Origin of the sequence: Gardnerella sp. DNF01189 (assembly GCF_049244195.1) — a bacterium.
GTDB lineage: Bacteria > Actinomycetota > Actinomycetes > Actinomycetales > Bifidobacteriaceae > Bifidobacterium > Bifidobacterium swidsinskii.
In genome coordinates this window covers 982,322-997,641 of sequence record NZ_CP058385.1, presented here as the reverse complement: position 1 = coordinate 997,641, position 15,320 = coordinate 982,322, and the positions used below count along the sequence as shown (strand labels likewise).

Below are 15,320 nucleotides of genomic sequence, written 5' to 3'. Positions count from 1 at the left end.
CGTGCTTACTGCTTTGGCATAGTCATACTGTTATTTCATGCGCTATTCGCTTTTTCTAAATAAAAAGAAGGAAATAAGATGAACATTGTAGTTCAGGTTTTAAATTTCATAAGTCAGCAGATTTTGAATGTGCCGGCTTATTTGATTGGTATTATTGCAGCAATCGGTCTTATCGCACTCAAGCGTAGTGCAGGACAGGTGATTGCAGGCGGCTTAAAGGCTGCTATGGGTTACCTCATTTTGGGTGCAGGTGCTGGCGTTGTTGTTGGCGCTCTTGCTCCATTTGGTGACTTGGTTTTGAAGTCTACTGGTGCTCATGGTGTTGTACCTACAAATGAGGTTATTACTGCTCAGGCTGCAGGTCAGTACGGTGCTACTTCTGCGTACATTATTGTGCTCAGCTTCGTTCTTATGCTTCTTGCTGCACGCTTTACTCCTCTGAAGTACATATTCTTGACTGGTCACCACATGGTGTTCATGTCTATGCTTTTGGCTCTAGTTCTTTCCGTTGGTTTTGGCGCAAGCAACCAGTTGCTTATTGTTATTGTCGGCTCTGTCATTATGGCAACGGTTATGGTTGTTCTACCAGCTTTTGCGCAGCCTTTTATGAACCGTATTACTGGTAGCGATAAGCTCTCGATTGGTCACTTTAACTCCTTAAGTTACATTGTTTCTGGTGCTGTTGGTGCTGCTGTTGGTAAGAAGTCTAAGTCTACTGAAGATATCAACTTCCCTAAGGGATTGAGCTTCTTGCGTGATTCAATGGTCTCCACGACTTTGTTGATGGTTGTGCTGTATTTGGTATTCGCAGTGTGGGCTTCGGTTGTGTTGCCAGTAAAGGAACTCTTCAAGATTTTCGCGTCTCATCCTACGGACTATAGTGCCTTCTACATGGCGGCTTTTGCTCAGGCTTTGCAATTTGGAATTGGTGTTAGTGTCATCCTCTACGGCGTTCGTATTATTTTAGGTGAATTGGTTCCTGCATTCCAGGGTATTGCTAACAAGGTCGTTCCAGGCGCTCGTCCAGCATTGGATATTCCAATCGTATTCCCATACGGTGCTAATGCTTCTCTTATTGGCTTCTTGTCTTCCTTCGTTGGAGGTCTTGTAGCTCTCGGACTTATTGCAATTTGGATGGGTCCAGCTTGGGGATTGGCATTGATTCTCCCAGGAATGGTGCCTCACTTCTTCGATGGTGGTGGTGCAGGCGTGTTTGGTAATGCAACCGGTGGTCGTCGTGGTGCTATTCTCGGTGGTTTTATTAACGGTTTAATTATTACATTCCTTCCAGCAGTATTGCTTACTGTTATGGGTTCCTTCGGCTTGGCAAACTCCACCTTCGGCGATGCTGACTTTGGTTGGATTGGTACTGTTGTGGGTAACTTCGCTCACCTCGGTGCTGGCGTTGGTGCTATAAGCTTGATTATTGTTGCTGTTATTCTGTTTGCCTTGGCTTGGGTATGGCAGGTTAAGGTTGTTAACACTGGCTGGCTTCCTGCAGTAAAGCATGCTGAGTTCATTGAAGAAATTAAGAAGCAAGAGCGTGCTGCTAAGAAAGCAGCTATGGCAGCTAAGGCTGCTGAAACTCATGAGGAGGCTGTTACAAAATAAATAGAGTACGGTAAAAAATTACATTTTAGTTAATGCGCCCAGTTTAGATTTTTCTGGGCGCACGTTTTATATTGACCGTCAAATTATGCAGTTAGCGTTGTTTCTGTAGTGTTTTTTGCTTGAGCGTCACAATCTGCTTGAACAATTAAATTACGTGAACGTTTGCGTTTATTTGTTACTCGCGCAGTTGATTAGTGTTGTGTAATGGTAGATACTTAAATTATGAATATTTCTACAGATTTCACTACTGTCCCAGACGATTATTCTAAAGCTGCGCCGGAGCAGAATAAAATCAATGGAATTCCAGTAGTTTCGTTTCCATTTTATATAGATAAATTGCCATCTTTCGTGCATTATTTGCATTGGCGTTTTGTTGACGACGACGCAATACCGGTATGCGGTTTTGAATGGATTCACTGGACTGCCGCGAACGTGCCTATTGAAGCGTTAATGTTTGATTTTAACGATTCTCACGCTTTACAAATACCGGAAGATTTTTCTCGCACAATGACTTCTATGATTCCGGAAGCTCTTCAAGGTCGTAATTCGCAGGCAAGCAGATTTATTGGTTGCAATGATTCAGCAATTACTATGCGATACAACGGCCCTCAGCCTCCTGATAAAGATCATGAATACATGTTTGAAGTTTTTGGTACAGAAAAGCCTTTGCCAAACCTTAAACCGGGATTCTATATGAATGAATTGTTGCGTGAAGTAAGAAACGTAACTTCAGGTGTAGATGCTGGTGGCATGTTCCTTACTGGTAAAGCCTAAACGCAAGCACGAGGGCAACCAATTAGGTCAGCAGTTAACGCCTAAGCGCTAGAATCAAACAGTAATAGATCTAAAATAAAATATAAAATCTAAAAACAGAGGATGCAAATATGGCATGCACAACAATTCTTGTTGGTCGAAAAGCAAGTTACGACGGATCCACGCTTATTGCGCGCAATGAAGACTCAGCCAATGGCGAATTTAATCCAAAGCGTTTAGTGGTAGTAAAGCCGGAAGATCAACCTCGCGTTTATAAGTCTGTTCTTAGCCACGTAACAGTTGAGTTGCCGGATAATCCAATGCAATACACAAGCGTGCCAAACGCAGACTTGCGCGAAGGAATTTGGGGAGAAGCTGGCGTTAACGAAGCAAACGTGGCGATGAGCGCAACCGAAACGCTTACATCTAACGAGCGTGTGTTAGGCGCAGATCCAATGGTTGAACTTCAAAAAGAACAAGGCAAAGTTGGAGATGCTGACTATAAGCCGGAAGTGCCGGGTGGAATTGGCGAAGAAGATTTCTTAACGCTTGTTTTGCCTTATATTCGTAGTGCTCGCGAAGGCGTTGAGCGTTTGGGTGCATTGCTTGAAAAGTACGGCACTTATGAGATGAATGGCGTTGCATTTTCGGATGTGAACGAGATTTGGTGGTTTGAAACTGTCGGTGGTCATCATTGGATTGCTAAGCGTGTGCCGGATGAAGCTTATGTTGTTATGCCAAACCAGCTTGGAATTGACGAGTTTGATTTAGATGATGCTTTTGACACTCAAGAGGAGCATATGTGCTCGGCTGATTTGCTTGAGTTTATTGAAGAAAATCACTTGGATTTGTCGGTTGAAAACGCTTCCCCGTTTAACCCTCGTGACGCTTTCGGCTCTCATTCGGATGCCGACCACGTTTACAACACTCCTCGTGCATGGTTCATGGAGCGCTTCTTGAATCCGTATGACGAAGTGTGGGATGGTAAAGACGCTGATCATCGTCCGGACAGCAACGATATTCCTTGGGCTCGCCAGCCTGAGCGCAAGGTAACAATTGAAGACGTTAAGTACGTTTTGAGCTCGCACTATCAGGGCACTGAGTATGATCCTTACGGCAAGCTTGGAGATGAGCATACTCGTCACATGTTGCGTCCAATCGGCATTAACCGTCAAAGCGAGCTTGCTGTAATGCAAATCCGCCCTTACATGCCGGAAGCAATGCGTGCAATTCAGTGGATTACTTACGGTTCTAATCCTTTCAATTCTTTGATTCCGTTCTATCCAAACGTAAATCGCACTCCAAAGTATTTGGAAGATACGACTACTCGCGTAACAAGCGAAAACTTCTATTGGGAGAATCGCATTATTGCTGCTCTTGCGGATGCCGCATTTAACGATACTGCAAACTCGATTGAGCGCTACCAGGAAGTTGTCGGTTCCCTTGGTCACGCAATGGTCAAGTCTACGGATGCTGCCGTGGCAGATCTTCTTGGCGTTGATTTGGCTGATTACGAGCCAGAGCGTGAAGATAATGAAGGCGAAGATTACGATGATTTAGTTCGCGATCCTGAAGCTATTATTGCAGAGCTTCGCAACGACAAAGTGCGCGAGGTTTTGGCTGAAGCAAATGACGACATGGCAGCAAAGTTGAAGAAAGAAACCGATTCTTTGCTTGACACAGTTCTGTACATCACTAGCATGCGTATGAAGAATGGTTTTAATCGTTCCGATCACTGAAATGCAATTAAATAAGTTTTCTCGTAATTAATATGGAAAAACTTACGAAAATAATTTAATAACTCAGATGCCTTCCTAAGAAATGAACTTTTTATTTCATGTGGAAGGCATTTTTGTTATCTTTTGTTATTTTGCTATAGACGTTGCTAATAGCGCGTATAGATATTGCGTGTGGTGCCTATGCTGCGAACAAACAATCGTATAGTATGAATCATGTAATTAACATTATCCGCATGCATAGTTGTGCCAATATGCCTATGAAAGAGGGGTACATGAGCATTCTTGATTCATACACTACAACATTCGGTTTGGTTAAAAAAATTGATGCCTTTGGGTACTTGAATTATTTAAAGCAACATCCAGAGGAGCCTAGGAAGCGCGGTAAAGTTCTGCTTGTTACTGCTGATACTCCTTTGAAAGCTTCTCGCGGAGAAGGTAAAACGACTACAACTATTGCGTTGGTTGATGCTTTGCGTGAGCGAGGTGTGGACGCAGCTGCAGTTCTTCGTCAGCCAAGCATGGGCATTACAGCTGCTGGTTCTAAAGGTGGTGCAAGTGGTGGCGGTAAGTCTTCGCTTTCTCACCCTGAGTTGATTGACTGGGGTTTGTGTGGTGAAATGGCTGCTATTGCTTGCGCGCAGAATTTGCTTGTGTCGTTTGCGGAAAAAGCAGTCGACGAGGGTGCCCTTGATACTATTTTAGTTCCTCGAGTTAGCGAAGTTCCTTCGCGATCTTTGCGAAGCATTGCTGTTGATTTTGGCAAGGGGACTGTTCCTGAGCGCGTCGTTTTGACGCCAACTTGCGAGCTCATGCAAATCGTAGTGTTGTCGCGCAGTATGGACGAGATTTCTCATCGTGTTTCTTCAATGATTGCTGGCACAAAAGACGGTAAGCCTGTTCAGTTTGGCGAGTTTGTGGATTTGTGGCGAATCACCAATATTCTTGCCGACGCTGTAAAGCCTGCAAAAACTGAGACGATTAATGGTTCTCCAATTTACGTTCATTGTGGCCCGTTTGCGAACGTTTCGCTTGGTATTCCAAGCCTTGTAAGCGTTGAAATGGCTTGCGCTGAGCATGATGTTGTGGTTGTAGAAGCAGGTTATGGTACGGATGCTGGTGCTCAAAAGTGGTTAGATATTGCTGCTCGCGAGTTTGGTGCAAAGTGGCCTGCTGCTGCAGTTGTAGTTACTCGCGCAACTACTTGGCGAGATGACGAAACTTTGGCTTGGCGTTACCCATTCCATGTTTCTCGTTTGGAATTTCTTAACATCCCTACGTTCCCGTTGATTAATTTGTGGGAAGGTGAAGATAATCAAGTTCCTGAATTGTTGGAACAAGCTAAGTCTTTAGGATTCAGAAAGCCGATTGTTGGCAATTTATTCCGCGATGGTGGCGATGGTTTGGCAAATCAGCTGGACGATTTTGTGTCTGCAATAACTGATGATGTTGAAACGAAAGTTCCAGAAAGTAGGCGTGGAAAGACGCTTAGGGAGCGAATTAACTTGCTGTGCGCAGAAGCTTACGGTGTTCCAACTGAACGTGTGATTGAAAAAGCTGGTTTTGAAGATTCGTTATCTGCAGCTGAGGATTTGTGCGCGAATGCTGGCGCTGATTTTAACAGTCTTGCGCTAGTTGCTGTTAAATCTCCTGCAACTATGACTGACGACGATCATAAGTCTGCTGAAGAGCGCACTGTGACATTGAAGAAAGTGGAAGTTCACGCTGGAGCTGGAGTTGTGCAAGTAAATCTCACATCTTCACTAACTACTCCAATGCCAAAAATAGTGTGAAATATTAATAGTGTGATTTTCTCTTAAATATTGAGATTAATTAAAATTACTTATTAATAGCAAGTAACAAAACGTCGTCGACATATCAATCATGGTGTGTGGGCGACGTTTTGTTTTTGCTTTGTTTACCAAATGGGTTAAAAAGGGAACAAACGCGGGAGAGTTGAAGTTAAATTACGCAAAAGTGCGATGCAACCAATCGCAAGCAAGCTTAACCCACTGCTGAACTTCTGGCTGAACAAATTCAGTAAGCACATTTCCGTTTTCGTCGCGTTTTGCTGTTTCTTTAACTGCCAAAGCTAAGCCGTGAGGTCCTTTAGGGAACAGGTGCGCTTCAACACTTACTCCAGCTTCAACGCAAGCGTTCACAAACATTATTGAATTTTCTACTGGAACTGTTTGATCAGTAATGGTTTGCCATACAAATACAGGTGGAGTTTTACGATCCACGTGATTTTCCAGCGAAAGTTTATTGACAAGTTCAGTTCGCTCTTCGTTGCTAACTTCTCCAAATAGACGATCGAACGTTGGCTTATGCGCATATTTCCCAGCAGAAATAACAGGATATGCGAGCATAAGAGCATTTGGTCGCACGTCATCAGCAGCATACCCGTTTGCTTCCTCAACTTCGTCGCTAACGCTAGTTGCAAGGTTTGCAGCCACATGCCCTCCAGCGGAGAATCCAATAATTGCAACTTTTTGCGCATCTACGTGCCATTCTTTTGCGTTTTTGCGAATTAAGCTCATCGCTTCTGCTGCTTCTAAAAGCTGAGTTGGGTATGTGCTTGGAGTAAGCGAGTATCGCAACACAAAAGTGTGGAATCCTTCTGCAGCAAACTTCATGGCAACAGGCTCTGCCTCACGATTCGATACGCGCAAGAAGCCACCGCCTGGCAAAATTAGAATTGCAGGACGGTTTTGCAAGCCTTTGCTATCTAAATTATCGTCTAAAATATACCCAATAAGCTGCGCATCGCTTCCATCTATACTTTTTATTTTCTGATTTATAATCTTCATAGTGTCTCTTTTCGTTTCGCTTATATTGCAATTACACTAAGCATAATTCTAATCAAATACCTCGCTTTGTAAGTGCGTTCTTTTATAAATTCGTGTAGAGTTTTAAGAAGTTTTATAAGGAGATTCAAGATGTGTAACGAAGAAGATAGTTTAGGTAAAGTTGTTTTAGCTGCTACGCCTATTGGGAATATGGCAGACGCTTCTGCACGATTAATTAATCTTCTTGAAACTGCTGATATTGTTGCTGCTGAAGACACGCGTAGGCTTTATGATTTAGCGAATCGCCTTGGTGTGCATGTTTCTGGTAGCGTAATCGCATACCACGATCATAATGAGCGAAATAAGGCAGATGGCTTGCTAGACAAAGTTGAGCAGGGTAGCACTGTTCTTGTTGTTTCAGACGCAGGTATGCCTACCATTAACGACCCGGGTCTTGCTGTTGTTCGACGTGCAATAGAGCGAGATTTGCCTGTTACTTGCGCGCCTGGTCCTAGTGCAGTTTTAGATGCGCTTGCTCTTTCTGGATTGCCAACCGATCGCTTCTGTTATGAAGGCTTTTTGCCTCGTAAATCTGGTGAGCGTCAACAGCATTTGCGCTCACTTAAAGCCGAGCGACGAACAATAGTATTTTATGAGGCTCCACATCGTATTGCAGAAGCAATGGAAGACATATTGGCAGTACTTGGTTCTAATCGTCCAATGGCGTTATGCCGTGAACTTACAAAAGATTTTGAGGAAATTCGTCGTGGAACTGTGCAAAGTATTCACGATGGTGTTTTAGCGGATCCTCCTCGAGGTGAAATAGTTTTAGTTATCGGTGGTGCAAGTGATGAAGAAGTGCAGTCTGAAAGCACAGATTTAAGCATTGATGCTCTTGCAAAGCTTTCGCTTGAATGTGCAGAATCCGAAGGTTTGCGCATAAAAGAAGCAATTACAAAAGTAGTAAAAGAGCATCCGTTTGCTGACGGATCTTTTGCTAATCGTAAGCAAGTTTATGCGTCTTGTCTTGAGCATAAACCTGATCAAAAATAAGATTTCTGCTTTTGCTACTATTTTTTGCTTTCTATTCATTGCTGTCATACGCAGAAAATAGCACTTCAAAACTGTAACGAACGTCAGGTCCACCTTGTTGAGAAATATATTCTAAAATTTGCGCGTCTGCTGAAGGGTTTGCAATAATCCATTTTCGAAGTTCCGGTATTTTTTGCGCGATGTACCATAGCACTTCCATTTTTGTTGCAGGGTCGATAGCAACAGATGGCGTGAGTATTATAGGTGGTTTTGGAGGGCTGTTTGTTTTAGTTGCATAAGAGTTCTTCATTTCCATGGTTTGTTTGCTTCTTTCGCAATGTTTCGTATCCAATTTCTTGCATGTATTGAGCCTGGGAAATATGGGTTTCCGTCAATAGTACGTTTGCATTTTCGCAAGTCAATGCTGTATTTAGATATCAATAGGTGAGCAATATCTTTTCTATAAGGTTCGTGCTCTTCGTTTTCGCTTGGAGTGTACGCTAAATCGCAAATTGTTCGTTCTGGCGTTGTTATTCTAATTTTTCCAAGTATTACGTATTCTTCATTGTTTAAGTGTCTTCGAAATGCGCGAATCGCATGACCGTGCGGCTTTTTTCTTCTGTGCCCATAATCAATAACATCTATATTTTCAGGAAAATGACCTCCTATCCAAACCCATGCTGCAGTAAATAAACAGGCTATGCTTTCTGTAGGCATAAGATTGCTCACAATATTGCTTCTTCCTTGAGTGGAAATAGCTGCCTTATTTGAATATCCTGCATTTAAATCAAGCCTATTGAATACACCAATTTGAGAAAGTTTTTTCATGCACATTGGACCTGGTAAATGGTTGTCGTCAAGTAATTCTGGGAATTGCGTTTGTGTTTCTTCGCAAATATCCAATAAATTGCGCATATTTTGTTGGTTTTTCAATTTTCTTTAATCCTTTCTTTTTGCATATTTATTTTTCAGCGCGATTATTTACGATTCGTATTGTGCATATTGTTGTTTTTTAGTGCATGTTTTCTAGTGCATTAGTTTCGTAGTGCATAAGTTGAGATTATGTTTATATTTGCTTCAATTCCAGGCTGGTTTTATAACTTGTGGATATGTGGATGAACTCGTGTGAGGCTTGTTATCCAGCGTGTTTTTCTCGTATATTTGGGATTCTTTTTGCAATGTTCTTATGTACTGTCCGCGTTGAACAAGATAATAATTGTCTATGAGTCATATTTTGGTGAATGTTGCTTGGCCGTATGCTAACGGCCCTCGTCATATTGGTCACGTCGCAGGCTTCGGGGTCCCATCAGACGTATATGCGCGTTACGAGCGCATGAAAGGTAATGACGTATTAATGGTGTCTGGCACGGATGAGCACGGTACACCTATTTTGGTTGAAGCAGATAAGGAAGGTGTTTCTGCACAAGAGCTTGCTAATCGTTATAATCGTGTGATTACTAAGGATTTGTGCGATTTAGGTTTGAGCTACGATTTGTTCACGCGTACTACCACTGCAAATCACGAGCATGTTGTGCAAGAAATGTTCCGTCAGTGCTTAAAGAACGGCTATATTTACAAGGGCACTCAGAAGGTTGCTATTTCTCCTTCCACTGGTCGTACTTTGCCAGATCGTTATATTGAAGGCACATGCCCATTGTGTGGCGCAGATGGTGCTCGTGGCGATCAATGTGATGCTTGTGGAAACGAGCTTGATCCGGATGAGCTTATTAATCCAGTTTCTAAAATTAATGGTGAAACTCCGCGCTTTGAAGAAACTGAACATTATTTCCTAGATTTGCCTGCTTTGGCTGAAGCGAATGTTAACTGGCTTCATTCTCGCGAAGGTTGGCGCACGAATGTTATTAATTTCTCGCTTGGATTATTTAATGAAGTAAAGCCGCGAGCTATTACGCGCGATATTGATTGGGGCATTCCTGTTCCTGTTGAAGGATGGATTGATAATCCAAATAAGCGTTTATATGTTTGGTTTGATGCTGTTATTGGCTACTTGTCTGCATCTATTGAATGGGCTCGTCGACAAGGCAAGCCAGAGGCTTGGCGTGATTGGTGGTGTGATCCTAAGTCTCCTGGATACTACTTCATGGGCAAAGATAACATTACTTTCCATTCTCAGATTTGGCCTTCGGAAATGCTTGCCTACAACGGTGCTGGTTCTAAAGGTGGTGAGGCTGGCATTTATGGCCCATTGAACATGCCTGAACAGGTTGTTGCTTCTGAGTTCATGACTATGGAAGGCAAGAAGTTCAGCTCTTCGCGCGGAATCGTGATTTATGTGAAGGATATTTTGGCACGTTACCCTGTAGATGCTGTGCGTTACTACATTTCTATTGCGGGTCCAGAAAATTCTGATGCTGATTTTACTTGGGCTGAGTTTGCTCGTCACAATAACGAAGAACTTGCTGCAAGCTGGGGTAATCTTGTCAATCGTGTGGCAAATCTTATTAATAAGAACTTTGGTGTAATTCCTCCTCTTGATGAAGATTCTATGACTGCAATGGATCGCGCTCTTCTCGATCAAACTTCTGATGCTTTTGCTTTGGTTGGTAGTTTGATTGAGCGTCATCGTCAGAAGAATGCTCTTACTGAAGCAATGCGAGTAGTTGCGGATATTAATAAATATATTTCTGCAACTGAGCCTTGGAAAATTAAAGATGATGAGGCTCGCCTTGGTACTGTGTTGCATGTTGCGGCTCAGGCTGTTTCGGATGCTAATCATCTGCTTGCGCCATTCTTGCCTCATGCAGCTCAAAAAGTTTGGGAAGCACTTGGTGGCACTGGCGTATTCTCGCCTTTGCCTCATATTGAAGAAGTTGAAGATTTGGATAATCCAGACTTCAAGTATCCGATTATTACGGGCGATTATCGCTTGGGGGAAACTGTTCATCCTTGGGAGAGTGAGGAGTTGGTAGCAGGTACGCCTGTGCCTAAGCCAAGTCCTATTTTTGCCAAGATTTCAAAAGAAGCAGTTGAGGAGGAGCTTGAGCGTTTTGCATCTGCTTTGTCCGAGCGTCAGCGTGTCGAAGCGGAAAGACTTGCTGCAGCAAAAAAATCTTTGGAAAATAGTGAGAAATAGGTTGAAATTCTCAATAAATAAATTGTAAAATTAAAGAACATAGCAAATGGTTCTCTAAAAGAAAATATTTTAAGGAAATTTTAAGGAAAAACTCTTTTCTTTGGACGAATGTTTAGCTATACTAACATATGTTAATGGTTCGCCATTAGCGAGGTTCGTTTTCGAACCCCATAATTGAAACCTTCTTCTCTCTTTCTCTCTGCCCCGGCGGGTTTCTCTTCCCGCCGGGCTTCTTTTTAATTTGTGAAAAAAAGTAAAACAAAAAATAAAAGCGCAAACTGCAAAAGCAATCTGCGCTCACATAGTTACCAAACTTAATTTTAATGGTAACGATTTAACGGCAACGCTTCGAAAGTGGCGCCCACGGTTCAAGCATTACTGGTTCTTGATCCAATACAGCTAAAGTTTCTTTGTCAAGGTACTTTTTGTTGATGATTATTTCGTTCACATAACGATCGAACCACTCTGCTGAGCCAACATAATAGCCGTCTTCGCCAGCATCCTTGCCCCAGCTGTTCTCAATCTTCCAGCGATCTGGCTCGCCATCTTTGTTAAGATTCACGCCAGTGAATGTCATTGCGTGATTTCCTGGGCAATCCATATATTCCAAGCCGTGAGCTTTATCGAATGTAAACTTCACATCAAACAATTCATCTACGCGCACAACTGCAGGATCGAAGAAGCCACTGTCACGCAAGGAGAACTGCGTGCAATCGCATGCAAACCAGATTGGATGACCATCTTTTAATTGGTCTACAGCTGCTTTTTTGAATACATCGAGAGGCACATTAACAAATTCCATTTCCTTTGTTTCAGCTACGTTGGTGCTGTACTTAAATTGGTAGAGCTTGTTGAATGGTGTGCGTTCCATAGGCGCGTTGCATATTGTTACGAAGTCGTTTACGTCAACTGGAACGTACTTCTTTGCGAACTCAAGTGGAGTAATTCCGTATTCACAAATCATTGGACGCTCATCTTTGCCGGTTTTTGGCTTGTCAGCTTTGCCGGTTTTCTCGCCATCTTTCTTGGTTTCGTCTTTTTCGCCGTCCTTCTTATCGTCATCGTCATCTTTAGTTCGTGCGAAGAAGTCAAACTGTGCAGGTGGTTCACCCAGGGCAATAGTTGTCATGCGATAAACGGTTTCCAAATCGCGAACTTTCATTTCGCGCAATTCTTCCAAAGAAGTTCCGTTCTTATGAGCTTCACGCAATTCGTATGCAAACTCGCGCAACTTGGTATTGATGTATTGTACGAATGCATCAGAGTCGACTGAGTTCTGTGAATCTGGATATGCACTCTTTGGCACAAGTCCGTACTTGTTTACCAAGTTGACGAACATTTGCCACCAGCCGCCGTCATCGATTGGACCATAGTTAATGCTCTCAAAAAGTCGGCTATTAACATCTTCATCAAGTGTTGAAAGCACATTTTCCAAATAAGCGTTTGCTTTTTCAATCTTGTCCCAGAAGAATAGGTAGCTTTCTGAAAACTCAAAGTCGTCTAAATTCCACTTATGCATTACTTCGTATCGCAAAGTATTAAGTGAGGCGAACATCCAGCAGCGTCCGGAGCGCTTCTGATTGGTAATGCTGCCTTGTTTTAATTCTATTGAGAATTCGCGAGGAAGAGCACGCTTGCCTTGGTAGCTTGTTGCGGCTTTAAGCACACCATTTGTTACTGCTGCATTTGCTGCGAGAAGATTTGCGCGCTGTTTGTTGAAATGTTTGGAATAATTTTTTACATGTTCCAGAGTTACGGCTTTGATGTTTTCAGCCATGAGCTTATTCATTCTCCTTTTAGAGTTGAAAGTACGAATAAAAAATATTGTATACTGCTCAATGTCTCGCGTGTGTTTCTTGTCTATGCCTATTTTCGGCATTTGCTTGAATACTATTAATTATTTTAGTAAAACTACAATTTTTTCGGTAAATATTCAGTTTTTGTAATTAAATTTTGAATTTATTATATTTGCTTATAAAACGTATTTTGTATGTATAAAAATACTTTTTTGATTTTAAAATACATATCTTTGTGTAAAAATATAGCTAGAAATCATTGATATTTTGCGCTTTTTTGCATGTTTAGATATGTATAATGTAACTTATATATACGAAATTTTTCCCTTGGGTATTGAGAAAAGTGTTGTGTAAAAATATTTTCTGTTTGTCTCTTTGTACATAGCTTGGCTAAAAATATACTAATTATGTGTCCCGGATTGACAAGGGTCGATTCAAACACGCCCTTTTCAAGGTCGAGTGTTAGATCGGCAATACTGTAAATCACAAGATTTATGGATGCCGAATGGAGGTAAAAAATGGCTAGTCGTAGAAAAGAGTCACAATGATACGATACATCGTTAAACGATGCCTGAATTATGTGGTGATGTTGTTCGTTGCCGTATCCATGACATATTTCTTGACAAGTGCTTTTATGAGACCGCGTTCGAACTACATGTCTAGGCATCCGCATCCACCTATTGCATCAATCAACCGTTCTTTGGATTTGGCAAATATTAACGACCAGACTCCAGTGTTTACTCGTTATTGCCGTTGGATTTACAACATTTTTACTAAGTGGGATTGGGGATTGAGCCCAGATCAGGCTCCAGTTGGCCCGGCAATTATGTCTCGTATTGGCGCATCTGTTCAGCTGGTTACTGGCGCTACAATTCTTGGCATTGTTCTCGGTGTTAGCGTTGGTGTTTACACTGCTATCCGTCAGTACAAGTGGCAAGATAGAGTTCTTAATTCCACCGCAACCTTCCTGTTGGTTGTTCCTGCAGCAGTTTTGGGTTTGATGGTTGTGCTTGCTGCTATTAGCATTAACCACGCAACAGGCGTGCGACTTTTCTACGTTACTGGTTTGCACTCTTACCAAGGTTCTGACCCGTTCATGTTCCTTCTTGACTTCCTTCAGCATTTGATTTTGCCGACGATTGTTATGACAATTCCTGGCATGGTTGGGTATCATTTAACGCAGCGCACGTATCTTCTCGATACTATGAATGCTGATTACGTTCGTACGGCTCGCGCTAAGGGCTTACCTTTGAATTTGGCTATTCGCCGCCACGCTTTGCGTACTTCTTTGATTCCAACAGCTGTTGACGTCGCCTTCTCTATTGCAGGCGTGTTTACGGGTGCTGTGATTACTGAAACCGTGTTTGCTATTAACGGCCTTGGTAGCTACTTCGTTCAGACCATTATGCAGAACGATATTAACGGTTCTGTTGCTATTGCAGCGTTTGGTGCTGTATGTACCTTAGTTGGTGCTCTGCTTGCAGATATCTTCTCTGCTTGGCTCGACCCACGTATTCGTTTGAACTAGCAGAACAGTGTAGGTGAATTTGATATGAATAAAAAAGATGTATCTTCAAAACCTCAAGAATCTGCTGCAGATAGAAAAGCTACTGCTGGTGCCTGGGGCAACTTTAAGCGCACTGGTAAGATGACGCTTTATACGCGTCGATTCTTCCGTCGCCCGTCTGCAGTTGTGGGCTTGGTTATGTTCGTAATTTTGATTCTTTTTGCTTTGTTTGGCTCAAAGATTTCAAAGTGGAGCTACGACGAACCAGACTTTTCTTCTCTAGCAACTCCTCCTTCTGCAGAGCATTGGCTGGGAACTACGCCAGGCGGTTCAGACATGTACGCAATGGTTGTGCGCGGACTTGGTCGTTCACTTTCCATTGGTATTGTCAGCTCTATTACCATTACAGTTATTGCTGCTTTGGTTGGTACTGCTATTTCTTACTTCGAAGGATGGTTTGAGCAGGTTGGTATGTGGCTTTTGGACATGCTGCTGATTGTTCCTTCCTTCCTGCTGATTGCTTTAATCATTAGTGCTTCTAGTGGTGGTAGCGATTGGCTGTGGTTGGCATTTGGCTTAACAGCTTTTGGTTGGATTGGTTACGCTCGTACTCTTCGTACGTTGACTTTGAGCTTGCGCGAACGTGAGTATGTTCGTGCAGCTAAGTTCGAGGGCGTTTCTTCGTTCCGCATTATTGTGCGCCACTTGGTTCCAAACTTGGGTTCTGTATTGATTATTAACACGGTTCTTGGTGTTATTGGTGCGATTAACGGCGAAACTGCTTTGAGCTTCTTGGGCCTTGGTATTAAGGCTCCGGATACTTCTCTTGGTACTTTGCTTAATGCTGGCCAAAGCGTTGTGCAGACTTCTCCGTGGGTGCTTTTGGTGCCGTCTGCAGTGCTTGTTTTGCTAACCTTCTCCGTGCAGCTTATTGGTGACGGTTTGCGTGATGCCATTGATCCATATTCTAGGTCTGTTGGTAAGGCCGACTAACGAGCGTTT

The 15,320-nt window shown here is 42.7% G+C and carries 12 protein-coding genes; 8 read left to right on the top strand and 4 right to left on the bottom strand.

Features of this window, described 5'->3' with window-relative positions; translation table 11 throughout:
- The first annotated feature begins 78 nt into the window (after positions 1-78).
- The 4 genes from HXT41_RS03935 to HXT41_RS03920 all read left to right on the top strand — a co-directional run bounded on the left by HXT41_RS03935 (position 79) and on the right by HXT41_RS03920 (position 5,893).
- Positions 79-1,611 carry a PTS ascorbate transporter subunit IIC gene (locus tag HXT41_RS03935; RefSeq protein ID WP_012914509.1) on the top strand — a complete coding sequence of 511 codons (1,533 nt, stop codon included), beginning with the start codon at positions 79-81 and terminating at the stop codon, positions 1,609-1,611.
- A gap of 222 nt (positions 1,612-1,833) precedes the next feature.
- Complete coding sequence (locus tag HXT41_RS03930) at positions 1,834-2,385, top strand: YbhB/YbcL family Raf kinase inhibitor-like protein (protein WP_102703472.1); 552 nt, start codon at positions 1,834-1,836, stop codon at positions 2,383-2,385.
- A 110-nt stretch (positions 2,386-2,495) separates the two neighbouring features.
- Positions 2,496-4,103 carry a C69 family dipeptidase gene (locus HXT41_RS03925; protein WP_076003091.1) on the top strand — a complete coding sequence of 536 codons (1,608 nt, stop codon included), beginning with the start codon at positions 2,496-2,498 and terminating at the stop codon, positions 4,101-4,103.
- A gap of 272 nt (positions 4,104-4,375) precedes the next feature.
- Entirely contained in the window at positions 4,376-5,893 is a 1,518-nt protein-coding gene (locus tag HXT41_RS03920; protein ID WP_410311047.1) for a formate--tetrahydrofolate ligase, read from the top strand.
- A 174-nt stretch (positions 5,894-6,067) separates the two neighbouring features.
- Here HXT41_RS03920 and HXT41_RS03915 read toward each other — a convergent pair whose 3' ends face one another.
- Positions 6,068-6,910, bottom strand: a complete 843-nt coding sequence (locus HXT41_RS03915; protein ID WP_004108020.1) for an alpha/beta hydrolase — start codon at positions 6,908-6,910, stop codon at positions 6,068-6,070.
- A 129-nt stretch (positions 6,911-7,039) separates the two neighbouring features.
- Here HXT41_RS03915 and rsmI point away from each other — a divergent pair, with 129 nt between their 5' ends.
- Positions 7,040-7,942 carry a 16S rRNA (cytidine(1402)-2'-O)-methyltransferase gene (gene rsmI, locus HXT41_RS03910; RefSeq protein WP_004108018.1) on the top strand — a complete coding sequence of 301 codons (903 nt, stop codon included), beginning with the start codon at positions 7,040-7,042 and terminating at the stop codon, positions 7,940-7,942.
- Between the two features lie 31 nt (positions 7,943-7,973).
- On the opposite strand, the gene HXT41_RS03905 is transcribed toward rsmI, so the two are convergent.
- Together HXT41_RS03905 and HXT41_RS03900 are read right to left on the bottom strand one after the other, a co-directional pair.
- Positions 7,974-8,237: a hypothetical protein gene (locus HXT41_RS03905; protein ID WP_004108011.1), complete on the bottom strand. Its 264-nt coding sequence runs from the start codon at positions 8,235-8,237 to the stop codon at positions 7,974-7,976.
- Positions 8,228-8,836 (bottom strand): hypothetical protein, encoded by a 609-nt coding sequence (locus HXT41_RS03900; protein WP_004108009.1) that lies wholly within the window; start codon positions 8,834-8,836, stop codon positions 8,228-8,230. Before HXT41_RS03900 ends, HXT41_RS03905 begins: the two co-directional genes overlap by 10 nt.
- A gap of 307 nt (positions 8,837-9,143) precedes the next feature.
- Here HXT41_RS03900 and metG point away from each other — a divergent pair, with 307 nt between their 5' ends.
- The gene (gene metG, locus HXT41_RS03895; protein ID WP_041160534.1) at positions 9,144-11,015 is read left to right on the top strand and encodes a methionine--tRNA ligase; all 1,872 of its coding nucleotides are present in this window, start codon (positions 9,144-9,146) and stop codon (positions 11,013-11,015) included.
- A 334-nt stretch (positions 11,016-11,349) separates the two neighbouring features.
- On the opposite strand, the gene HXT41_RS03890 is transcribed toward metG, so the two are convergent.
- Positions 11,350-12,792 (bottom strand): aminopeptidase C, encoded by a 1,443-nt coding sequence (locus HXT41_RS03890; protein WP_116995003.1) that lies wholly within the window; start codon positions 12,790-12,792, stop codon positions 11,350-11,352.
- 563 nt (positions 12,793-13,355) lie between these two features.
- Between HXT41_RS03890 and HXT41_RS03885 the strand changes: the two genes are divergently transcribed.
- Both HXT41_RS03885 and HXT41_RS03880 read left to right on the top strand, forming a co-directional pair.
- Positions 13,356-14,339, top strand: coding sequence for an ABC transporter permease (locus tag HXT41_RS03885; RefSeq protein WP_033888405.1), 984 nt, complete (start codon positions 13,356-13,358; stop codon positions 14,337-14,339).
- Positions 14,340-14,363: 24 nt separating this feature from the next.
- A complete protein-coding gene (locus HXT41_RS03880; RefSeq protein ID WP_064621662.1) occupies positions 14,364-15,311 on the top strand; it encodes an ABC transporter permease in 948 nt (315 codons plus the stop codon).
- Positions 15,312-15,320: the final 9 nt, after the last annotated feature.

Bases quoted from the DNA above. Each gene is read 5' to 3' on its own strand.
- HXT41_RS03935 (WP_012914509.1), top strand. From the start codon at position 79: ATGAACATTGTAGTTCAGGTTTTAAATTTCATAAGTCAGCAGATTTTG.
- HXT41_RS03930 (WP_102703472.1), top strand. From the start codon at position 1,834: ATGAATATTTCTACAGATTTCACTACTGTCCCAGACGATTATTCTAAA.
- HXT41_RS03925 (WP_076003091.1), top strand. From the start codon at position 2,496: ATGGCATGCACAACAATTCTTGTTGGTCGAAAAGCAAGTTACGACGGA.
- HXT41_RS03920 (WP_410311047.1), top strand. From the start codon at position 4,376: ATGAGCATTCTTGATTCATACACTACAACATTCGGTTTGGTTAAAAAA.
- HXT41_RS03915 (WP_004108020.1), bottom strand. From the start codon at position 6,910: ATGAAGATTATAAATCAGAAAATAAAAAGTATAGATGGAAGCGATGCG.
- rsmI (WP_004108018.1), top strand. From the start codon at position 7,040: ATGTGTAACGAAGAAGATAGTTTAGGTAAAGTTGTTTTAGCTGCTACG.
- HXT41_RS03905 (WP_004108011.1), bottom strand. From the start codon at position 8,237: ATGGAAATGAAGAACTCTTATGCAACTAAAACAAACAGCCCTCCAAAA.
- HXT41_RS03900 (WP_004108009.1), bottom strand. From the start codon at position 8,836: ATGCGCAATTTATTGGATATTTGCGAAGAAACACAAACGCAATTCCCA.
- metG (WP_041160534.1), top strand. From the start codon at position 9,144: ATGAGTCATATTTTGGTGAATGTTGCTTGGCCGTATGCTAACGGCCCT.
- HXT41_RS03890 (WP_116995003.1), bottom strand. From the start codon at position 12,792: ATGGCTGAAAACATCAAAGCCGTAACTCTGGAACATGTAAAAAATTAT.
- HXT41_RS03885 (WP_033888405.1), top strand. From the start codon at position 13,356: ATGATACGATACATCGTTAAACGATGCCTGAATTATGTGGTGATGTTG.
- HXT41_RS03880 (WP_064621662.1), top strand. From the start codon at position 14,364: ATGAATAAAAAAGATGTATCTTCAAAACCTCAAGAATCTGCTGCAGAT.